Raw genomic sequence first — 21,093 nt, 5'->3', positions numbered from 1 at the left:
GGTATTGGCGTCTTCCGAAAGGCAGATTCCGCGCGCATCGCGTTGATCGTCTGCGAGATGGGCGGTGATCGGTTGAGCAAATCGGGATCGCGTTCGCGTTCCGCGAGCGTATGCCTCGTGGCCCTGGCGCGTTGCTGATGAGCGTTCCGGCTTGGCGGAGCCGGGTCAGGCGTGGACTTGGTCTGTGACTGGGAGAGCGCGTTTGCTTTCGGAAGGAAAGCGCCGCTCGAAACAAAACGCCCGCACTCCTCTCGGGGTGCGGGCGCTGATCAGGATGTCGTCTGTTAGCCGACGACGGTCAGATTCTCAGCAGATTCCCTGCCGTTGCTTCCGCGCTGAATTTCGAAGCTCAGCTTCTGACCTTCCCTCAGCGTCTGCATTCCAGCCCGCTCGACGGCCGAGATGTGCACGAACACATCCTTGGATCCGCTCTCGGGCTGAATGAAGCCATATCCCTTCGTGGGATTGAACCATTTTACGGTGCCAGTCGGCATTATCTTCTCCGTCACGATCAAAACGAGCCACGCCGCGCCACGCAGCAACTTTAGTCAACAATCAGGGTCGGGAGTCACTTGTCAGGCGCCGCGGCGCTCGGCGACGAGAGGATCGGCCGGCCGATGAATTGTTGGCCTCCAGTATGCAGGCGAACCGGGGATAATACAACCAGTTTGTCCGAATTCCACCCCCGAGGCACGGAAGTTGGCGCGAGCGCCGTCTTGACCGGACTCGACGACGCGAGTAACGTCCGCGGCATCTCCGTTAACGCCGCCTGCCAGGCTATCAAGCGCGATCACCTTGACTTGGGGGCATCGTCATCAGCGTGTCGTGGCGAACGACAAGCGGCAGGGCATGGCCGATTCAGCGGCGACCCGGACTAGCGCTGGCGCTGGCGGCGCTGGCGCTGGCGCCGGTTGCGGTCTTCGCCAGCGCCGGCACGGTTCTGGTGGTCGCCATCACCGGTGCCGTCCTGGCTTTCGGCCTGCCCGAACTGCGTGCGGCACTGCGCGCGCTATCGAGTCCGCTGTCCCTTGCCTTGATCGCCTTCCTGGTCTGGGCCGCCTTGTCGGCGGTCTGGGCGCCCGATCCGGGCGGGAGCTTCGTTCTGACCCTGCGCTGCGGCCTGCTGTTCGCCGCGGGCCTGATCTGCGTGAGCAGCGCCGCCGGATTGCAGCCGACAGAGCGGCGGCGGGCGGCGATCGGCATCGCGCTCGGCGGCGCGCTCATGCTGCTGCTGCTCGTCGTCGAAACCGCCAGCAACGCGGCGCTGACGCGATTCATCCGCGATATGAATATGGCAGAGCTGATGGAGCGGACGGACGGTGTTCCGCTGGCGCGCGGGGGAACGCTGTTTGCCGTGCTGTGCTGGCCGGCGCTGCTTGCCGCCGCGCGACTGAGTGGCGGCCGTGCCGCCGCGCTCCTGTTCCTGCCGATCCCGGCGCTTCTGTATCTGCAGCCGATCACGGCTTCGGTGGTGGCGATCGGCGCGGGCGCGGCGGCGTTCGCGCTTGTCTATGCCTGGCCGCGACCGATGCTCAGGCTGCTCTTCGGCCTGCTCCTGGTCAGCCTCGCCGCAACGCCGCTGCTGCCGCCCGTCCTGGCCGCGACCGCGCCCCTGGAGCAGGGCATCGAGTATTTGCCGCTCTCGTGGCAGCACCGAGTCGAGATCTGGCTGTTCGCCGCCGACAAGATCGCGGAGCGGCCGTTGCTCGGTTGGGGATTCGACGCAACCCGATCGCTTGGCGCGATTCAGAGCCACGTCGTATCGGGCAGCACGCTCGCCCTGCACCCGCATAATTTCTCGCTTCAGCTATGGCTGGAATTGGGAGGCGTCGGGGTCGTGATCGCCGGCTGGCTCGGCGTTCTCCTGTTCCAATATCTGCTGCGGCTCGCCGACGATCGGGCGGCCGTGGCGACGGCGGCGGCGGCGCTCACCTGCTACCTGGTGTACGGCCAGCTCAGCCGCGGTGCTTGGCAGAACTGGTGGCTGGCGGCGGCATGGCTCCTCGCGGCGGCGCTCGCTGTGGTGATGCCGTTCCGCCGCGATGCCGCGGCCGTTCAGTCCCGTTGATCCGGCCCGCTGATACGGTCTGAAACCGGCGGCGCCGTCTCATCCAGGATCCAGCGCAACGCCCGGCGCATCTTGGACCAAGGCATGCCGAACCGGATGACCGGCCGTCGACGATCCAGAGATTCTCTACGACGCGCTTGAAGGTGTTGAGCGGCGGATAGGTCACATGCGAGTTACGGGGCATCGCTCCGTTCGCGTAGGCTTGAGGATATTTGCGCTCAGCCTTCGGGATCGAGATACTCCGTCGCGGGAGAGGGCGGTGAACGGGGCGGCATCATGGGCATTTTCATTGCGTTCCTGCGTGCGATCAATGTCGGCGGAACGGGAATGCTGCCGATGAAGGAGCTATCGGCCCTGTGCATGGATCTCGGCCTTCAAAACGCCCGCACCTACATCCAGAGCGGCAATGTCCTGTTCGAGAGCGCCCTTCCGGAACAGCGGATCAAGGCCGATCTGGAGCGAGCGTTGGCTGGAAAGATGGGCAAGAAAGTCGATGTCATGGTTCGGACCGCCTCCGAACTGCGGGCCATTTTGCAAGCCAACCCGTTCCCCAACGGCAAGCCTGCGCAGACTGCGGTGGTCTTTCTCGCCGATCCGGTCCCAAGGACCTTCCTGGATGATCTCGCCATCCCCGGACGGGAGGAGGTCCGACCGGTGGGCCGGGAAATCTATGTTTACTACCCGGACGGCATGGGGCGGTCGAAATTGAAGCTCGCTTCGGCAGGTGCCGGCACCGCCCGAAATCTTAATACCATTGCCAAGCTGGTTGAAATGACAGAGGCGATGAAGGCATAGACGTTCGGCCGGATACAAGATGCGTTAAGGATGTGGGTGTTTCCCCTGGTCCCCGAAGAAAAATTCTTGCGGGCGGTGTCGGATCACGGATCGGCCATTCGTCCTCCCTAGGAAACAGCCGAGAGGAGAAGCCGAATGACCGCTGCCGCTGAAACCGCCCCGTCTTCGGGTCGCGAGCTCGTGCTGACCCGTATCATCGATGCGCCGCGCGAGAAGGTGTTCCGGGCTTGGACCGATCCCGGACTCCTCAAGCAATGGTTCGCGCCCTTACCCTACACCACACCGGTCGCGGAGCTCGACGTGCGGCCGGGTGGTGGGAACCTGATCGTTATGCGCGACCCCCAGGGCAACGACATGCCGAACCGCGGTGTCTATCTGGAAGTGGTCGAGAACGAGCGGCTCGTCATCACCGACGCCTACAGCAAGGCCTGAGAGCCGTCGGAAAAGCCGTTCATGACGGTGATCCTGACCTTCGAGGATGAGGGCGGCAAAACGAAATACACCGCCCGCGCACGCCACTGGACGGCGGCCGACCGTGAAGCGCATGAAAAGATGGGCTTCCACGAAGGTTGGGGCCAGTGCGCCGACCAGCTCGCGGCCCTTGTCGCAAAACTCTGACACCGCGAAACTCCGACGCCGGAAGGGCGAGGCCGAACCGCGCCGCCGTTCCATCGAACGGGCGCGCGTTCTTCCCGATCTACTTACCGCTGCCGGCCCCTGTTGCGAGGCTATCGGGCGCCGCGCATCTCGTGCAGAGCCCAGAGGATCAGCGTCAGCAGGATCACGGCCCCGCCCTGATGCGCCGCCGCCAGCGGAATCGGCACAACGAGCAAAAGGGTGGCGATGCCGAGCGACGCCTGAACCAGCGCCATTCCGGTCATCAGGTGCAAGGAGAGATGAGCCCGGCCGGCCAGCGGAACGGATCGGACCCGTATCCAGAGCCAGAGCGTTGCCGCAACGAGCGTCATTGCGAGGACCCGATGGACGAACTGCACCATCTCGGGATTCTCGAACAGGTTGATCCAGGCCGGCTCCAGGAACAGCAGTCCATCGGGAATGAGCTGCCCGTCCATCAAGGGGAAGGTGTTGTAGATCAGCCCGGCATTGAGGCCGGCGACGAAACCGCCGAACAGCAGCGTCAGCACGGCAAGACCGGTCACGGCCTTGAGGTGGCGGCGCAGCCTGGCGGCAGCCGGCGCCGTTTGGGCTGGCGCGGTCGGCCACAGCAGCGTCAGCGCAACCCAGAAGATATAAGCGTAGATCGCGAGGGCCGCGCCCAGATGGGCGGTCAAGCGGTACTGGCTCACATCGGTGCGCACCGACAGCCCGCTCTGGACCATGTACCATCCGAGCAGCCCTTGTAGGCCGCCGAGCGCGAACATGACCAGGAGGTGCGGCAGCAGCGCGCGGCGGATGCGCCCGCGGATCAGAAAATAGAGGAAGGGCAGGGCGAAGACGAAGCCGATCAGCCGGCCCCACAGCCGGTGGATATACTCCCACCAGAAGATTTCCTTGAATTCCGCCAGGGACATGCCCCGGTTGATCAGCTCATATTGCGGAATCTGCCGATAGAGGTCGAAGACGCGCCGCCAGTCCGCCTCGCTGAGCGGCGGAAAAATGCCGGTGACGGGCCGCCATTCGGCGATCGACAGGCCGGATTCGGTGAGTCGCGTGATGCCGCCGATGACCACCATCGCGAAGATCATGGCGCAGCACGCCAACAGCCAATAGGCGATCGGCCGGTCGTCGGTGGTGACGGCCGGCACGTCTGGCGCGTTACGGTGGAGTTCGGCTGAGGTCAAGATATCGCTGCTTGTCCGATCGCCGAGGGCAAAGGCCGGCGACATCAGCCAGATAGGCCTTCGGCGCCGTCGCGAAACCCCCCCTCATTTCATCAAGCGGCTTGTAAAGGACGCGGCCGGCGGCCGCAAGGCCGAGCGACCGCGTCGAATTGGCGCAGCCTTGCTGGTCGGACGGTCAGTGCAGCGTCAAATAGCTGTCGGTCAGGCGGAACTCGGCCGGACGGATGAGCTGCGTGGAGGCGACCTTCACGGAATGCAGCTTGCCGTCCAGCGTCCTGCTCCAGAAGTCAAGGAACCGACGCAGCACTGGAAATTCCGGCGCCATATCGAAATCCTGCCACACATAGCTTTGCAGCAACGTCGGATAGTCCGGCATGTGATAGAGGATTTCCGCAGTCGTCAGCCGGTAGTCCTTGAGTTGCTTTGCGAGTTCGCTCGTCATATCGGACCCTTCTGATCGCAGCCGTTTATTTTCGGCCTTGGACAACGTCATTCTGTCACATCAGGTTCCGACCTAATATATAAAGATCGATTAATAACAACGGTCTAGCAGCCTACCCTCGGCAGTGCTGCCAGTTTGGACATGCCGGGCCTGAATGTTTCAGCAAGGCCACATCTGAACATTCGATTAAGCCGAGCAGGGGCGGCCACAGCGACGCCTTCGCGGTGCGATGCATCGAGCCCGATCGCCTTCAGGACGGCGAGAAACTGCCGGTAGCTTTGGCCGGGTGATCCAAAGAACGCCGTTCAGGATCCGTCGGAAATCGGGGGCGCGCGTATCGGCGATTGTTGATCGGGTGAGGCAATGATGTAATGCTGTCGGCAATTGTCTTGCTGCTCGCAATGAAACGGGGGCAAGCCTTGTCGCAATACCCATTGCTCGGCACGGTGTTTTTTTCACTGCTGGCGTTCGCCGCCGGGTTTCCGCCGGGTGGGGATCTTGCGGCGGAAGAGCTTCGGCTCTCCGAGGGCAACTTCCAGGAGGAATTCGCCGGAGGTGCCGATGTGAGCGGCGAGCTGCTTGCGGCGCTCGCTTATGAGACCGGTGACGCGCCACTCGACATCAATGAAATCCGCCTCGACTATCCCGGCGCTGAATTGGCCGAGGAGGTCTGCGTCCGGTTTACGACGAGCGACGGCCGGTATTATGCCTTGAACGCCTATGACGGGCAGGGCCGCTACGGGGAGCCGCCAACTCTCCCGATCCCGACGAGACATGACAAGGAGCTGAGGACCTACAGCAACGGGGATTTCCTGGTGCTGGCGTTCGCCGGCGGCTGTGACGGCGGCGCGCCGAAAACATTTATCGCTGCCCGGGTAAATATGGCTGATGCTCCCGATCACCTGCTGGCCTACGTCAATATCAATCGCGGACGGGTCGGGGCGCGCTTGATGCACGAGGGCCGTGAGGTCGCGAAGGATCCCGATTGCGAGCGGCCGGAGACGAGCCATGTCGCCTACTCGCGAATCTGCTCACTTCCGGTCAAAGAACTGCCCTCCGGCAAGCCGATGACGCTGTGGATCGACGTGACCAGCCTGATCGGCACAGGCACGTCGCGCGACTATGCCGTCTTTGCGTGGTAGGGGAATCAGGACCGGAGGGACCGCGCCATTCGCCTTGCTCCGAACCGCTGGTGTCTGCAAGGCGTCGCTGTAGCGTTTCTGCTATCGCTCGTTCTCACGTTCATGGCTATCGGGGGCCTGTTGTTTCTCGGTCGTGTCCCGACGCTCAGCATCATCAATGCACAGGTCGAAAAGATCGAGTTCCGCGTTTCCAATGCTGAACAGGCCGTAATCTCCGTCGACAACATGCGGCTGAGCACGGAGGCCGCCGGCCCGATAGCCTGCGGCCGGAAAGAGATCGAACCGGCACTCGGCAGCCTCGTCACTTATACGAGTCGCCGCGATGAACCGCTGGTTATCGAAGTCGAAAACTATCGCCGGATCGGCTCGCAAGCACGGCGCGATGCCGCCGATGAAGAAAAGGCGATTGCCCTTGTCGCAGAGGGCTGCGGGTCGGCCCAGGGGATGCGGCTGCCGGTCTTCGGCCCCGGTAGGTTGGGTGACAGGCTCAGCCAAAGGTTTGAGGGCTGGAGCTATCTCCTGCTCAGCGGCTCGCTGAACGTCTACGGACGGACCCTGTCGATCCCCTTACCCAGCTTCAGCGCGGGCGGGGCGCTGTACCCCGCTTTTTCAGAACCGATCCTGTTGCCGGCCGGCAGCGAACTCGACACCATGCTCGGCGCGGCTTCCGACCCGCGAACGGCGCTCGTCGGATTCGCCACCGTCACGTCGGGGGAGCCCCTGGACGTCGCGGTCAGCACCGCGGCGGAGCAGATCAACGTCCATCCGCCGGGATCTGGAACCGATCCGATCCGGATCGAGATCGGCACCTTCACGCAGATCCTGAACGACCCGAACGTGCTGCGGCTCAGCGCCTACATCCTGATCCTCGTGCTCCTGCTGCCGATCATGATCGGCCTCGTCTCACTGGCCGCCGACGAGCGGGAACGCGAGAAGCCCGATCCAGTCTCCACAGCGCTGCAAGGCGCCGGCGCCAAGTCAGGCGAGCCCGACAAGGAGCGGACCGCAGACGCCAGACAGCGAGCGGAAGCGTGAAGTCGTCGGCCTTGGTTCTTGCCATCGCAGCCCTGCTGGCGCTTGGCGGATCCGTCCGGGCCGAGACGGTTATGCTAACCGACGGCAGCCGTATCGGGCTAGGCTGGCTGTTCCTGGATTTCGATGGAACCTGCCGCATCGCCACGCCCCGGCACGTTCTGAGGCGCGATGACGGCGCGCTGGCCGCGCCCGACATGATCGAACGCACCGGGCGACGCTCGGCAACGAGCCGACCGGTCGCGCCTCCGGATGAGACGATCGATCTAGCATTCCTCGAGGCGAGTCCGACGGTGAGCGCCGACGGGTGCTCGCTGTCGCGCCTGTCGAACCAGTCGCTCGATCATCTTCTCGCGCGGATGCAGGACGGAATCCTCTCGATCGCTACGCCGGTCGACCAGCAGGCGATCCGGGTCGAGCGCGTCGCCGCGGCGCGGGACGAGTATGGCGGGGCTGTGCTGGCCATCGCCCCCGTGGCCGGCGCCGAGAACCTGAAAGAGGGTATGAGCGGCGGCGTGGTGTTCAGCGAGGGACGCCCTCTGGCCATGCTCTATTACGTGGAGGAGGGGATCGGGCTCGCCTACCGTTTCGATGCCATTGCCGCGGCGAAGATGGCCGCGCTCGGTACAGGGACGCCCGAAGTCGAGCCGATTGAGGCCGCCCTCATCCACGACATGGTATTGACGGCCGGGCGCGTTGCGGCAGGCGCGATCGGCGATCTCCTCGACGGAACCGGCGCTGCGGAACTCGTTGCCGAGGACCGGCGTGTCATCCTCTCGGTTAGTCTGGCCGGGATTCGCACCATTGCCGGGCTGGCAATCGAGGCGCCATCCGGGCGGGCACTCGGGACGGATCGGGTTATCGTGGAAGTCGGCGGTGCGGCGGGACCGCTCACCTACCTGCTGAGCTGCCGGGGCAAGACGGGCTCGGCATCGCTCGCCTGCCCCTTTGCGCCGCGCTCAGTGGCACGGCTGCGTCTCACGTTCGTTGAGGCGGCCGACCCCCAGCCAATCGCCCTCGGCCAGATCCGGATCGAGGCGCGGGAGTAGCAGGCGTTGCGGCCGAATCGCTAGAACATCTCTGCTTTGATCCCCATCGGCCCTCCCCACCAGTAGTCTTCGCAGCTCATCGTCCCTTCCAGCGTCAGCTCGGCGGTCGGGGCGAAATCGAAATTGCAGTATTTCCGGGTGCCGCCACGGAACTGCACTATTGCACGGAAAACCAGCCGATCGCCGAGAACCCGCCCTTCCGCTGCCTGGAAGATGGCTCCATATTGCTCGACCTGGAAGGCGTTGCCGTTGTCGATGCCGGAGAAACGAACCGGCACAAGCCCGCTTCTGCTGAGGTGGTCGTCATAGAGGGCGGCTTCGGTTTTTGAGAGCTTGTCCGGCCCATTCGCCAGCTTGGCCGACACCAGCTCGGGCAGTGTCCAGGCGAAGGTCACGTCACCGACCGTCGACAAATAGGTCTTGGTTGCCAGCGCGCGCAGGCGGGCGTCATCGATGCCCATGGCGGTCTGGATTGCGACCTCGGTCTTCAATTGGTCGTTCTCGGCGACTATCGCTTCGAAGTTGACGATCCGCATCAGCGGATCGGGGTCGTTTACCATTTCCGGAACGCGTTGGAGCTCATTATATCGCTCGATGGCGTCCTGTGCGGGCGCCGGCGCGGCGGCAAAGATCGGAACGAGCAGGGCAAATACCCAGGCGGAGCGATTCATGACGATATCCTCCCCTTGACGACGGTTAGCCGAACCTGGCCGGCTAAATATGCCCCCTACATATCTGCTCCAATCATCATGATATGCATCTCGAGTCTGGTCAAACTGCCATCCGAATCGAGGCCGAACCCTTGACAGAAAATTGCCGACTCTATAGATGAGCAGCACTCGATGCTGGAGAGTGCTAAGGTAGCGCGGACCAGCAAGGGAGATGACGTTAACAATTTAGGAAATGACGGAGGTTCTGCAATGAAGTTCCGACCGCTCCATGACCGCGTGCTGGTTCGCCGCGTAGAGCAGAACGAAAAGTCCGCCGGCGGGATCATCATTCCCGATACCGCGAAGGAAAAGCCGATGGAAGGCGAAGTGATCGCGGTGGGCGACGGCGCGCGCAGCGAGGACGGCAAGATCCATCCGCTGGACGTGAAGCCGGGCGACCATGTCCTGTTCGGCAAGTGGTCGGGCACCGAAGTGCGCGTCGACGGTGAGGATCTCCTGATCATGAAGGAATCGGACATCATGGGCGTGATCGAGGGCGGAAGCGCCCGTTCCAAGAAGAAAGCTGCCTAAGGAGGGCTCTGGAATATGGCTTCCAAGGACGTAAGATTCGGTCCGGATGCGCGCGATCGGATGCTGCGCGGCATCGACACGCTGGCGAATGCGGTGAAGGTGACGCTGGGCCCGAAGGGCCGCAACGTCGTGCTCGACAAGGCCTTCGGCGCGCCGCGCATCACCAAGGACGGCGTGACCGTCGCGAAGGAGATCGAGCTTTCCGACAAGTTCGAGAACATGGGCGCCCAGATGGTCCGCGAGGTCGCCTCGAAGACCAACGATCTGGCCGGTGACGGCACGACGACGGCGACCGTGCTGGCGCAGGCGATCGTCCGCGAGGGCGCCAAGGCGGTGGCCGCCGGCATGAACCCGATGGACCTGAAGCGCGGCGTCGATCTCGCCGTCGAGGCCGTCGTCGAGGACGTGAAGAAGCGCTCCAAGAAGGTCTCCACCTCCGACGAGGTCGCCCAGGTCGGCACGATCTCGGCCAATGGCGAGCGCGAGATCGGCGACATGATCGCCCGCGCCATGCAGAAGGTCGGCAACGAGGGTGTGATCACGGTCGAGGAGGCCAAGGGCCTCGAGACCGAGCTCGAGGTGGTCGAGGGCATGCAGTTCGACCGCGGTTACTTGAGCCCGTACTTCGTCACCAACGCCGAGAAGATGCAGGTCGAGTTGGAGAATCCGTATATTCTCCTGCACGAGAAGAAGCTGTCGGGCCTGCAGGCGATGCTGCCGGTGCTCGAGGCGGTCGTGCAGTCGACCCGCCCGCTGCTGATCATCGCCGAGGACGTCGAGGGCGAGGCCCTGGCCACCCTGGTGGTCAACAAGCTGCGCGGCGGCCTGAAGGTCGCGGCGGTCAAGGCGCCGGGCTTCGGCGATCGCCGCAAGGCGATGCTCGAGGACATCGCCATCCTGACCGGCGGTCAGGTCGTGTCCGAGGACCTCGGCATCAAGCTCGAGAACGTCACCCTCGACATGCTCGGCAAGGCCAAGAAGCTCGTCATCACCAAGGAAGAGACGACGATCGTCGACGGCGCGGGCAAGAAGAAGGAGATCGAGGGCCGCTGCAACCAGATCCGGGCGCAGGTCGAGGAGACGACCTCCGACTATGACCGCGAGAAGCTGCAGGAGCGGCTGGCCAAGCTGGCCGGCGGCGTCGCGGTGATCCGGGTCGGCGGCGCCACCGAGGTCGAGGTGAAGGAGCGCAAGGACCGGGTCGACGACGCGATGCATGCGACCCGCGCCGCGGTCGAGGAAGGCATCGTCGCCGGCGGCGGCGTCGCCCTGCTCTACGCCTCCCGGGCGCTCGAGAAGCTGCAGCCGGAGAATGCCGACCAGAAGGTCGGCATCGACATCGTCCGGCGGGCCCTGATCGCGCCGGCCCGGCAGATCGCCGAGAACGCCGGCGTCGACGGCTCGATCGTGATCGGCAAGCTGCTCGAGAGCAAGAACGCCAATTTTGGCTTCGACGCCCAGAGCGGCGAGTACACCGACCTCGTGAAGGCGGGCATCATCGACCCGACGAAGGTCGTGCGTGCGGCGCTGCAGGACGCGGCTTCGATCGCCGGCCTGCTGATCACCACCGAGGCGATGGTCGCCGAAAGGCCCGAGAAGAAGTCGCCGGCCATGCCGGGCGGCGACATGGGCGGAATGGGCGGCATGGGCGGTATGGGCGGCATGGACTTCTAAGTCCGTCCGTTCCATCGCGACAGTCGTGGGGCCGCGCCTTCGGGCGCGGCCCTTTCTTTTTTAATCCTCGTACAGCTTGATCAGCGCGCTGTGATCGAGCTCGCCCCATCCCTGCTCGATCATCCGGTCCCACAGCTCGCGGTTCAGCGCGACGCCGGGAAGCTCGATCCCGACCTCCGCGGCGAGGTCCAGCGCCAGCTGCATATCCTTCCGCTGGGTGACGACTTTGCCGCCCGGCGTAAAGCTGCCCTCGGCCATGCGCTTTCCATGCAAGGCGAGAATCCGCGAATCGGCGAAGCCGCCGGCGAGCGCCTGGCGCAGCGTCGCCGGATCAACGCCGCCGCGCCGCGCCAGCGCCAGCGCCTCGGCGACCGCGCCGATGGTCAGGCCGACGATCATCTGGTTCGCGATCTTCGCGACCTGCCCGGCGCCGACCTCGCCGCACCGGGTGATGTTCGCGCCCAGCGTCCGCAGGACGGGCAGCGCCCGCTCGAACGCCGCGACGCTGCCGCCCGCCATGATCGTCAGGCTCGCCGCTTCGGCGCCGACGACGCCGCCTGAAACCGGCGCGTCGACATAATCGCCGCCGGCCGCCCGAACGGCCTCGGCGAACCGTCGCGTCGCCCCCGCCGCCGTGGTCCCCATGTCGATGACCAGGGCGCCGGGGCGAAGGCCGGACAGGACTCCGGCCGGTGTCTCGCCCAGCAGAACCTGCTCGACGGCCGCAGTATCGGCGAGATTCGCGATCAGCAGGTCCGTTGCCGCCGCGACTGCGGCAGGGCTGTCGACGACCTGGACGCGGCCCAACTCGGCCGCCAGCGCCTCGGCCATCGCCCGTGTCCGGTTCTGGACTATCAGCGCCGCCCCGGCGGCACTGAGATTGCGGCACATCGGCCGCCCCATTAGCCCGAGGCCGATGAAGCCGATGCTGCGGCCGGCGAGGGGCGGGGCGTTCCCCGGGGCGCCCCCAGGAGCGTCCATAGGAAGGGCCGTTTACAAGGTTGCGTGGCGCGCCCGGGCGCCGCGCTCGATGGCGACGGCCGCCAAGCGACCGATGGCGAGGCGGTCCCGGATGATTTCCAGGAGGCGCAGCTCCTCCTGCGTGACCGCACCGTCCGCCGCCGCCACGTCGCAGGCCATCGCATAGGCGGTTTCGCGCAGTTTTTCCGGCAGGGCTGCCTTGATCCGGTCGAAGACCGTGTCCAAACCGTCCTCGCCGTTCAACAGCTCGGCGCAGTCGCTCGCGACCTTGGTCAGTCTGTCCCGATCGAAATCGCGGAACACGGGCAGATAGCCGACGATATCGCCGATCGAGATCAGCTCGGCGTCGGTCATGTTCCGGTCCGCGGCCGAAACCAGGACCATGGTGTAGATGAGGGCGGCGTGGTGATCGATCATCATTCTCTCCAGTCAGGGGTGGCCGGACTCTACGCGGAGGCCGACAGGGGACTCAAGGGTCGCCCTCGGGGGTGGGCCCCGGGGATAGGACAACGGGCGGCGGCGGTGGAACGGAGGGCCGGCGGGGCGGCCTTTTCCGCCGGTTCAGACCTACCATATTATGGAAAGGACTAGGCGCCCGCTTGAAGGGGCGAGCGACGGCAGCACAGGCGGGAAGAATGAGATGATCGACGAATTGATGGAAAAGCAGGCGACGCGGAGACAGCTCGTCGAACGCCTGGCGGCCCGCTGGCTGACCATGAAGCGGCAGGCCGACGGCCTCCCCGTCGACGAGAGGAAGGTGATGGCCATCATCCGCGTGAACCCGCACCTCCACGATCGCACCTTGCGCGACGCGGAGTTGTTCCTGAAGGCCTATGAGGACCTGCGGGAGGAGATGGCCGAAGGCGGCGACCCGCGGGTATAGTAGGAAGGGACTCGTCTCTCTCCTTCCTGTCGCCTGTGCTGGCGAATTTTGATCCGTCTCGCGATTTCCCGCCCAGATCACCTGCATCAGGGCGTTGCCGCGTCCGTCCCGAGCCGAGCGGCGAGCATTTCGGCTGCGCTGGCGCCGCGGCTGATGTAAAAGATCTTCACATGAGCTGGAAACACGGTCACGGGGCGGGGCGCCGCGGTTATCACCACGGCAATCTGCGGGAGGCCTTGATCAAGGCCGCGTTGAACTTGATCGCCGAGAAGGGCCCGGCCGGGTTTACCTTCGCGGAGGCGGCGCGGGCGGCCGGCGTCAGCCCGGCGGCGCCATACCGGCATTTCCGCGATCGCGACGCGCTGCTGGCCGATGTGGCGCGGCGCGGATTCGAGCGCTTCGAGGCCGAACTCGCCCAGGCCTGGAACGACGGCCGGCCGGATTCCTTGGGCGCCCTGCACAATGTCGGCCGAGCCTATCTCGCCTTCGCGCGAACGGAGCCTGCCTACTATTCGGCAATGTTCGAGTCCGGGGTCGCGCCCGATACGGACGCCGACCTCCGCCAGGCAGGGGACCGTGCTTTCAACGTTCTGCGAAAAGCCTCCGACGCCCTTCGGGCGGAGCTCCCGGAGAGGAGCCGCCCGCCCGCGTTGATGATGAGCCTGCATATATGGGCGTTGGCCCATGGCATAGCCTCCCTGTTCGGGCGCGGCGATGCCGCCCAGCGTAAGCTGCCGATGCCGTCCGAGGATCTGCTCGAGGCGGGGGTTCTGGTTTATTTGCAAGGCCTCGGCCTCGGCGGCGACCCGACCGGATGAGGATCGCCGGCGTGAAATGATGTCCGGATGTCTTGACAAGCGGCGTGCCGCTGCCAAGTATGTAAATGTAAGTAACATTTACATGAGGCTGTGATGGCGTTCGCTGCGAAAATCGACGAATGGGGGAAGCCCGCCTGGATCGGCTTGGTGATCCTGGGGTTCCTCACTTTCTGGCCGCTTGGCCTCGCGATCCTCGGCTATCTGATATGGAGTGGACGAATGGGATGCTGGAATCACGGCGGCAGGGGCCGCTGGCATAACGTTGCGGACCGTGCGCAGGGTAATGCCCGACGGTGGTGCGGCGGGGCGTTCACCGGCTCGAGCGGCAATGTCGCCTTCGATGAGTATCGCGCCGACACGCTGCGCCGCCTGGAAGAGGAGGAGCAGGAGTTCAAGGCGTTTCTCGATCGTCTGCGCCAAGCCAAGGACAAGAGCGAGTTCGACCAGTTCATGGCCGAGCGCGGCAGGCGTCCGGACGCCTCGGCGCCGGAGGCTCAGGGCTAGACGCCCGACCGTGCGGCGCCGACGCTCGAACCGACCAGCACGAGCGTCGGAGCACGAAAGGCTTCGAATTCTGCGGGGGGCGGGTTCAATTCCGCCCCCCGCAACTACCGCAACCGGCAAGACAAGGCCCATCCCGGATCTCTGAGACGGTTCTTCCTGCGCGCCTTTATTCCTCGCGGATCGCCGCGTGAATCTTGGCCCTCAGCTCTTCGGACATATGCGCCACGTCGTGGGCCGAGCGGACGTGCTCGGCCGCCTTCAGCATCACCTCTTCCTTGCTTTCGCCGTGGGTGACGAAGTTGCACCCGGGGACGACGGAACGGCATTCCAGGATCTTCATGAAAGTCTCCCCATCGAGACTGCGTGCAACCGGCAGGACGGAACTCAGCTATAATCTGGCTTCCGGATCCTCCGGTGAAGAGCGCCTCTCTTCGGCTTGGCCGGACAGGCGCGGAGAAATACAGACGGTTTGACGGCTTTCTCCTATGAGCCTGGGTGTGGCTTGGCCCGAAGAAACTCCCGCACCGCCGCCGCCGCCTCGGCCAGACCGACGCGGCTCACCGCGACGCCGCCGGGAAAGGCGTCGGCGAGGCGGCTCGGCATCATCGGGTCGAGCAGCACGAATGCGCCGCGGTCGTCGGCGCGGCGGACCAGCCGGCCGAAGGCCTGGCGGAGTTTGAGCCGGGTCAGCCGGTCGTCATAGGCGCGGCCGCCGAAGGCGGCTTTACGCGCGCGGTGCAGGATGTCCGGCCTTGGCCAGGGCACCCGGTCGAAGACGATCAGCCGCAGCGAGCGCCCGGGCACGTCGACGCCGTCGCGCACCGCGTCGGTGCCGAGCAGGCAGGCATCCTCCTCGGCCCGGAAGATGTCGACCAGCGTCGAGGTGTCGAGCCCGTCGACATGCTGCGCCAGCAGCGGCAGGCCGGCGGCATCCAGCGCCGGCGCGATTCGGCGATGGACCCCCCTGAGGCGCGCGATCGCGGTGAACAGGCCGAGTGCACCACCGCCGGACGCGAGGAACAGCGCGCGATAGGCGGCGGCGACCTGGTCCAGATCGTCCTTGCGTACGTCGGTAACGACGAAGACCCGCGTCTGCGCTGAATAGTCGAAGGGCGAGGGCACCCGGGCGCGGATCGCCGGCGCCGGCAGGTGGACCGCGCCGGTCCGTGCCTCTGCCGTCGTCCAGAAGGCCTCGGTCTCGCTGGGGTCCTCCCCGCCACCGTCGGTCAGCGTTGCCGAGGTGATCAGCAGCCCCTGCGCCGGCGCTGCGACCGCCGCGGCGAAGGGCACCGTCGGATCGATCCAGTGCCGATGCATGCCGACATCGATGTCGCGCCCGTCCAGCCGGTCGACCGAGAACCAATCGACAAAGGCGGGCGGCGTTTCGGTAGCGAGCGCCTGCAGCATGGCGCGCCAGCCGCCGATCTCGACCTCGCCGCGCCGCCGCAGGCCGCGGACCACGGCCTCGATCCGTAGCCGCGTGGTTGTGTCCAGCGTCTCCGCCTCGTCCTCGAGCCGCGCGGCCAGCCGGCGGATCAGCCGGGCGATCGGGCGTTGCAGGCGGGCGAGCGCCTCGTCCAACGCGGTCGCCGCCTCGGTCAGCTCCGGCAGCGGCGCGGTTGTCTCCGTCTCCAGGCTGTAAGGACTCGTCGCCCCCTGGGCGCGGGCATAGACCTGCTGCCGCACGGCGGCGAGGAACCGTTCCGCCGGCCCGTCGGGCGCGCCGTCGGCAAGACGCTGATGCCAGGCTTCGCCCGGCAGCGCCCGGGCCGCGCGCAGCGCCTCGGCGAGATCGGCTTCAGCGGTGGACCCGCCCCCTGTCTCGCCCGTCACCAAGTCCTCGATCCGCCGCTTCAGCCCGCGGGCACGGCTGGCGAACAGCCGGCCTTGCCGGCCGCCTTCCGCGCCGAGCAGCCAGCGCCGCAACTCGGCCGTCTCCTGGCCGCTCAGATGGCCGGAGAAGGCGCCGTCTGCGGCATCGAAGACATGGTGCCCCTCGTCGAAGACATAGCGGCTCGGCAGCCGGCCCTCGTCGGTCTCGTCCGTGTCAGCGAGCGCCGCCTGGATCATCACCAGCGCATGGTTGGCGACAACGATCTCGGCCCGCCGCGCCCGGCGGACGCTGCGCTCGATATAGCATTTGTGATAGTGCGGGCAGGCGGAATGGATGCATTCGCCGCGGCGGTCGGCGAGGCCGAGGCTGCGCCCCCGGCCGATCAGGTCGGCGAGCCAGCCGGGAAAGTCACCACCGGTCAGGTCGCCGTCTCGGGTCGCCTCAGCCCAGCGCGCCATGAGTCCGAGGGCTACGGCATCCTGCGGCCGTGTGGGGAGGGCGCGCACCGCCTCCTCGAGGTTCAGCAGGCAGAGATAGTTTTCGCGGCCCTTGCGCACGACCGCCTTCAGCGCCTTCACCGTTCGGTCGGGATAGAGCCGGTCCAGCTCGCCGTCGATCTGATGCTGCAGATTTCGGGTATAGGTGCTGATCCAGACCGCGCCACCATTCTTCTCCGCCCACAGGCTCGCCGGCGCCAGATAGCCCAGCGTCTTGCCGACCCCGGTGCCGGCCTCCGCCAGAACCAGCCGTGGCGCGCCGATCTCGGCCCGAGGCGTGAAGGCGGCGCTGACCGCCGAGGCGTAGTCCGCCTGCTGCGGCCGGGTCTCGGCACCGGCGCCCAGCAGCGCGGCCAGCCGGCGGCGCGCTTCTGTCGGCTCGACGGGGACGTTGCCGGGCGGCGGCTCGGGGGCATGCTCCGACCATTCCTCGAGATCGTCCCAGACCGCGAAGCCGTTGCTCCGCTCAACCTTGCCGTCCGATTGGTGGCCGAGCGCCGCCAGCACCGCCGGCCCCCAGGCCCAGCCACCGCGCGCCATGGCCGCGCCGATGGCTTGAAGCCGCCGATCACGACGCGGCCGTCCCGCCGCCGGATCGGCCAACGTCGTCAGGAGCGCGCGCATCGCCGCATGGAGGGTCGCGGCCTCGTCTTCGATCCCGATCGGCGCAGGAAGGCCAAGCGCAAGAGCCAGGCCGCGCGGCGTCGGCAGACAGAACCGTGCCGGATGCACGAAGGCGAACAACTCGAGCAGATCGAATCCGGCCAACCCTTCAAGGCCTAGCCGTCGCGCGGTCGCCGGAGCATGGCAGAGGATCGGCGGCCGCCCTTTCACGCGCGCCGCCGCCGCGTCGAGCGCAAGCGTCTCGATCTCGCCGGTCGGATCGAGCCATGCAGTCTGCGTCAGGCCCGTGACGAGCACCGGCGCATCGGGCAGCTTCAGGGCGGCGGGCTGAGGGTGCGGGCGCGTCATCGCGGCAGGATACACTGCGGCGGCCCGGGCCTCACCCTTCGACTGGCTCAGGGTGAGGCCCTCATGCTTAGCCCAGCCGAAGGGTGAGCTTGTCGCAGAGGCAGAGGCAGAGGCCGCCGGCCACTCACCGGAACGCCGGCTCGTCGAAGCTGCGCAGCTTGCGGGAGTGGAGCTGGTCGACGCCGGCCTCGCGAAGCAGGCGGATGGCCTCCAGGCCGATGGCGAGATGCTGGTTGATGCGCTGGCGATAGAAGGCGTTCGCCATGCCGCGTAGCTTGATTTCGCCATGCATCGGCTTGTCGGACACGCAAAGCAGCGTGCCGTAGGGCACGCGCAGGCGGAAGCCGTTGGCGGCGATGGTCGCGCTCTCCATGTCGATGGCGATCGCCCGCGACTGGTTGAAGCGCGTGTAGAGTTCGTCGTAGCGAAGCTCCCAGTTGCGGTTGTCGGTGGTCGCGACCGTGCCGGTGCGCATGCGGATCTTCAGGTCGCGGCCATGGAAGCCTGTGATGCTGGCCACGGCCTCCTGCAGCGCCACCTGGATCTCGGCGATCGGAGGCACCGGAATCCAGACCGGCAGATCGTCGTCCAGGACATGGTCCTCGCGGATATAGGCGTGCGCCAGGACATAATCGCCGAGCTGCTGCGAACGTCGGAGGCCGCCGCAATGGCCGACCATCATCCAGCAATGGGGCCGCAAGACGGCGAGATGGTCGGTGATCGTCTTCGCGTTGGCCGGGCCGACGCCGATATTGATGAGGGTGATGCCGAGGCCGTCCTCGCGAACAAGATGGAAGGCCGGCATCTGCGGCTGCGCCGGCGACTGCCGGGCGGCCGGTTGTCGGGCCTCCGAGGTCACGTCACCCGGCTCGACGAAGGCGATGTATTCCTCGTCCTCGCTGACCTGCCGCCGGCCATAGTCGGCAAACTCGTCGACATAGCGCTGATAGTTCGTGAACAGGACGAAGCGCTGGAAATAGCGCGGGTCGGTCGCCGTGTAGTGATGCAGCCGCTGGAGTGCGAGGTCGATGCGCTCCGCGGTGAAGTGCGCCAAAGGCAGCGGCGCGCCCGGCGGCGACACATAGGTGCCGTTGACGATGGAATCGTCGATTTGGCTCAGGGACGGGAACCGGAACACATCCTGCAGCGCCCGCAGATCTGCCACGCTGATATCGGCCGTGGCCTCCTCGACCACGAAGGGCAGAGGGATCGTCCGGTCGCTCACACCGACGAACACCGGCACCTTATGGTACCGGAGCAGCAGCTCGATCTGCTCCTGGTAATAGCTGGCGAAGAGGTCGGGCCGGGTCAGCGTGGTGCCGTAGGTGCCGGCATAGGGCAGGGTCCCGTAGGAGGGGCGGGCGTCGAAGACCAGGTCGTTCTGTCCGACGGTGACCCCGAGATAGGGATAGCAGGCCGCGAAGGTATCGTTTCCCACCCGCTCGCCGGCGCTGAAGCGCGCGAAGCGGCTGCGGATCCGCTCCGCGCTGGCTTCGTAGATCTCGGTAATTCTGCGGACTGCCGCCTCGGCGTCCGTGAAGGACCGGAGATCGTGAACATCGCCGTGGTCTGCTTCTGGCATTCCCGCCTTCATATTTACCCTCGAATGGTCTTGAAGTATCAGAGCGTGCGGCCGACTGCCAGCCCGTCGCGACCTTCGTTGACGTTCCGGCCGGTTCTCCTTAACTTCCGCCGCGAATTGCCGTTTTGGTAATTTCCAGAACTTTTGCGGTGGGCGGACGAGAAATGACGAGCGAACGCGAACTGGCTCTTGGCGCCAAGGCCTGGCCTTTCGAGGAGGCGCGCAAGCTGCTCGCCCGCTATGCGGACAAGGCACCGGAGAAGGGCTATGTCCTGTTCGAAACCGGCTATGGCCCGTCGGGCCTGCCCCATATCGGCACTTTCGGCGAAGTCGTCCGCACTACCATGGTGCGTCAGGCTTTCCAGCGGATGAGCGACCTGCCGACCCGTCTCTTCGCCTTTTCCGACGACATGGACGGGCTGCGCAAGGTGCCGGATAATGTGCCGAACCAGGAGATGCTGCGGCAGCATCTGCATCTGCCCTTGACGTCCGTTCCCGACCCGTTCGGCTGCCATGAGAGCTTCGGGCATCACAACAATGCGATGCTGCGCGGCTTCCTCGACGATTTCGGGTTCGAGTACGAGTTCCAGAGTTCGACCGACTGGTACAAGAGCGGCCGGTTCGACGCCGCCCTGCGCAGGGTCCTCGAAAACTATGACGCCGTGATGAAGGTGATGCTGCCGAGCCTGCGCGAGGAGCGGGCGGCGAGCTACAGCCCCTTCCTGCCGGTCAGCCCGAAGACCGGTCATGTGCTGCAGGTGCCGATCGTCGCGCATGACGTCGCCGCCGGCACGGTTTCCTACAAGGACGAGGACGGCAGCCTAGTCGAGGTGCCCGTGACGGGCGGCCATTGCAAGCTGCAGTGGAAGCCGGACTGGGGAATGCGCTGGCATGCGCTGGGCGTCGACTACGAGATGTCCGGCAAGGACCTGATCGATTCCGTGAAGCTGGCGAGCCGGATCTGCTCGATCCTGGGCAGCCCGCCGCCGGAAGGGTTCAATTACGAGCTGTTCCTCGACGAGAAGGGCGAGAAGATCTCGAAGTCCAAGGGCAATGGCCTCAGCGTCGAGGAGTGGCTGGCCTACGCGCCGCCGGAGAGCCTGTCGCTGTTCATGTTTCAGAAGCCGCGCGCGGCGAAGCGGCTCTATTTCGACGTGATCCCGCGCGCCGTCGACGATTATCTGACTTTCCTCGAGAAGTTCGAGGGCGAGGCGCCGGCGGCGCGGCTGGAGAATCCGGCTTGGCACATCCATAACGGCAAGCCGCCGGTCGAAGCCGCGCATCTGAGCTTCGGCATCCTCCTCAACCTGGCGAGCGTCTGCAACAGCGAGGACAAGGCGGTGCTGTGGGGCTTCATCTCGCGCTATGCGCCCGAGGCCCGGCCCGAGACGGCGCCGATGCTCGACCGGCTGGTCGGCCATGCGATCCGCTACTATCAGGATTTCGTCAAGCCGGCGAAGCGCTATCGTGCGCCGACGCAGACCGAGCGTGCGGCACTCGAGGACCTGCTGCAGGAGCTGGAGCGCCTGCCGGCCGATGCCGGTGCCGAGGCGATTCAGACCCAGGTCTACGAAACCGGCAAGCGCCACGATTTCCCCGAGCTGCGCGCCTGGTTCAAGGCGCTCTACGAGGTCCTGCTGGGGCAGAGCCAGGGGCCGCGTATGGGCTCCTTCATCGCTCTCTATGGGCTTGAGGAGACGAAGGCGCTCATCCGCCGCGCCCTTGCGGGCGAGGATCTGGGCGTGGGATAGACGTCGCGCTGTTATCCCGCTTCGTC

Annotated in this window: 20 protein-coding genes and 1 pseudogene; 12 read left to right on the top strand and 9 right to left on the bottom strand. The window is 65.9% G+C overall.

Annotated features, from left to right (window positions below):
• Positions 1-284 precede the first annotated feature (284 nt).
• On the bottom strand, positions 285-494 hold the full coding sequence (locus DT069_RS16210) for a cold-shock protein (protein WP_119461359.1): 210 nt from the start codon (positions 492-494) through the stop codon (positions 285-287).
• 326 nt (positions 495-820) lie between these two features.
• On the opposite strand from DT069_RS16210, the gene DT069_RS16205 reads away from it, so the two are divergent.
• From DT069_RS16205 to DT069_RS16195, 3 genes and pseudogenes are all read left to right on the top strand, one after another.
• Positions 821-2,068 carry an O-antigen ligase family protein gene (locus DT069_RS16205; RefSeq protein WP_119461358.1) on the top strand — a complete coding sequence of 416 codons (1,248 nt, stop codon included), beginning with the start codon at positions 821-823 and terminating at the stop codon, positions 2,066-2,068.
• Between the two features lie 276 nt (positions 2,069-2,344).
• Positions 2,345-2,863 carry a DUF1697 domain-containing protein gene (locus DT069_RS16200; RefSeq protein ID WP_119461357.1) on the top strand — a complete coding sequence of 173 codons (519 nt, stop codon included), beginning with the start codon at positions 2,345-2,347 and terminating at the stop codon, positions 2,861-2,863.
• A gap of 135 nt (positions 2,864-2,998) precedes the next feature.
• Positions 2,999-3,481: pseudogene (locus DT069_RS16195) on the top strand (SRPBCC family protein).
• A 110-nt stretch (positions 3,482-3,591) separates the two neighbouring features.
• On the opposite strand, the gene DT069_RS16190 reads toward DT069_RS16195, so the two are convergent.
• Together DT069_RS16190 and DT069_RS16185 are read right to left on the bottom strand one after the other, a co-directional pair.
• Positions 3,592-4,665, bottom strand: coding sequence for a COX15/CtaA family protein (locus tag DT069_RS16190; RefSeq protein WP_425450294.1), 1,074 nt, complete (start codon positions 4,663-4,665; stop codon positions 3,592-3,594).
• Between the two features lie 175 nt (positions 4,666-4,840).
• Positions 4,841-5,107 carry an usg protein gene (locus tag DT069_RS16185; RefSeq protein ID WP_119461355.1) on the bottom strand — a complete coding sequence of 89 codons (267 nt, stop codon included), beginning with the start codon at positions 5,105-5,107 and terminating at the stop codon, positions 4,841-4,843.
• Positions 5,108-5,478: 371 nt separating this feature from the next.
• On the opposite strand from DT069_RS16185, the gene DT069_RS16180 reads away from it, so the two are divergent.
• From DT069_RS16180 to DT069_RS16170, 3 genes are all read left to right on the top strand, one after another.
• Positions 5,479-6,249 (top strand): hypothetical protein, encoded by a 771-nt coding sequence (locus tag DT069_RS16180; protein WP_119461354.1) that lies wholly within the window; start codon positions 5,479-5,481, stop codon positions 6,247-6,249.
• Between the two features lie 102 nt (positions 6,250-6,351).
• The gene (locus tag DT069_RS16175; RefSeq protein ID WP_119461353.1) at positions 6,352-7,284 is read left to right on the top strand and encodes a hypothetical protein; all 933 of its coding nucleotides are present in this window, start codon (positions 6,352-6,354) and stop codon (positions 7,282-7,284) included.
• Positions 7,281-8,330: a hypothetical protein gene (locus DT069_RS16170; RefSeq protein ID WP_119461352.1), complete on the top strand. Its 1,050-nt coding sequence runs from the start codon at positions 7,281-7,283 to the stop codon at positions 8,328-8,330. Before DT069_RS16175 ends, DT069_RS16170 begins: the two co-directional genes overlap by 4 nt.
• Positions 8,331-8,350: 20 nt before the next feature.
• Here DT069_RS16170 and DT069_RS16165 read toward each other — a convergent pair whose 3' ends face one another.
• Complete coding sequence (locus DT069_RS16165) at positions 8,351-9,001, bottom strand: hypothetical protein (protein WP_119461351.1); 651 nt, start codon at positions 8,999-9,001, stop codon at positions 8,351-8,353.
• 249 nt (positions 9,002-9,250) lie between these two features.
• Between DT069_RS16165 and DT069_RS16160 the strand changes: the two genes are divergently transcribed.
• Together DT069_RS16160 and groL are read left to right on the top strand one after the other, a co-directional pair.
• Entirely contained in the window at positions 9,251-9,571 is a 321-nt protein-coding gene (locus DT069_RS16160; protein ID WP_119461350.1) for a co-chaperone GroES, read from the top strand.
• 15 nt (positions 9,572-9,586) lie between these two features.
• On the top strand, positions 9,587-11,245 hold the full coding sequence (gene groL / locus DT069_RS16155) for a chaperonin GroEL (RefSeq protein ID WP_119461349.1): 1,659 nt from the start codon (positions 9,587-9,589) through the stop codon (positions 11,243-11,245).
• 60 nt (positions 11,246-11,305) lie between these two features.
• Here the strand turns inward: groL and DT069_RS16150 are convergent, their stop codons facing one another.
• Positions 11,306-12,226, bottom strand: coding sequence for an NAD(P)-dependent oxidoreductase (locus DT069_RS16150; RefSeq protein ID WP_119461348.1), 921 nt, complete (start codon positions 12,224-12,226; stop codon positions 11,306-11,308).
• Between the two features lie 12 nt (positions 12,227-12,238).
• On the bottom strand, positions 12,239-12,643 hold the full coding sequence (locus tag DT069_RS16145; RefSeq protein ID WP_425450326.1) for a tellurite resistance TerB family protein: 405 nt from the start codon (positions 12,641-12,643) through the stop codon (positions 12,239-12,241).
• Between the two features lie 223 nt (positions 12,644-12,866).
• Between DT069_RS16145 and DT069_RS16140 the strand changes: the two genes are divergently transcribed.
• From DT069_RS16140 to DT069_RS16130, 3 genes are all read left to right on the top strand, one after another.
• Positions 12,867-13,109: a hypothetical protein gene (locus DT069_RS16140; RefSeq protein ID WP_119461346.1), complete on the top strand. Its 243-nt coding sequence runs from the start codon at positions 12,867-12,869 to the stop codon at positions 13,107-13,109.
• Positions 13,110-13,279: 170 nt separating this feature from the next.
• Positions 13,280-13,927, top strand: coding sequence for a TetR/AcrR family transcriptional regulator (locus DT069_RS16135; protein WP_119461345.1), 648 nt, complete (start codon positions 13,280-13,282; stop codon positions 13,925-13,927).
• 93 nt (positions 13,928-14,020) lie between these two features.
• Positions 14,021-14,431, top strand: coding sequence for a DUF2852 domain-containing protein (locus tag DT069_RS16130; RefSeq protein WP_119461344.1), 411 nt, complete (start codon positions 14,021-14,023; stop codon positions 14,429-14,431).
• A 166-nt stretch (positions 14,432-14,597) separates the two neighbouring features.
• Here the strand turns inward: DT069_RS16130 and DT069_RS16125 are convergent, their stop codons facing one another.
• From DT069_RS16125 to DT069_RS16115, 3 genes are all read right to left on the bottom strand, one after another.
• Positions 14,598-14,771: a DUF1059 domain-containing protein gene (locus DT069_RS16125; protein WP_119461343.1), complete on the bottom strand. Its 174-nt coding sequence runs from the start codon at positions 14,769-14,771 to the stop codon at positions 14,598-14,600.
• A gap of 143 nt (positions 14,772-14,914) precedes the next feature.
• A complete protein-coding gene (locus DT069_RS16120; protein WP_119461497.1) occupies positions 14,915-17,734 on the bottom strand; it encodes an ATP-dependent DNA helicase in 2,820 nt (939 codons plus the stop codon).
• Positions 17,735-17,858: 124 nt separating this feature from the next.
• Positions 17,859-19,316: an AMP nucleosidase gene (locus DT069_RS16115; protein WP_119461496.1), complete on the bottom strand. Its 1,458-nt coding sequence runs from the start codon at positions 19,314-19,316 to the stop codon at positions 17,859-17,861.
• 164 nt (positions 19,317-19,480) lie between these two features.
• Between DT069_RS16115 and DT069_RS16110 the strand changes: the two genes are divergently transcribed.
• On the top strand, positions 19,481-21,067 hold the full coding sequence (locus DT069_RS16110) for a lysine--tRNA ligase (protein WP_119461342.1): 1,587 nt from the start codon (positions 19,481-19,483) through the stop codon (positions 21,065-21,067).
• Positions 21,068-21,093: the final 26 nt, after the last annotated feature.

The organism is Virgifigura deserti, assembly GCA_003576685.1.
Classification (GTDB): Bacteria; Pseudomonadota; Alphaproteobacteria; order Dongiales; family Dongiaceae; genus Virgifigura; species Virgifigura deserti.
The sequence above is the reverse complement of the archived record's forward strand: the minus strand, read 5'-3'. Positions and strand labels throughout refer to the sequence as shown.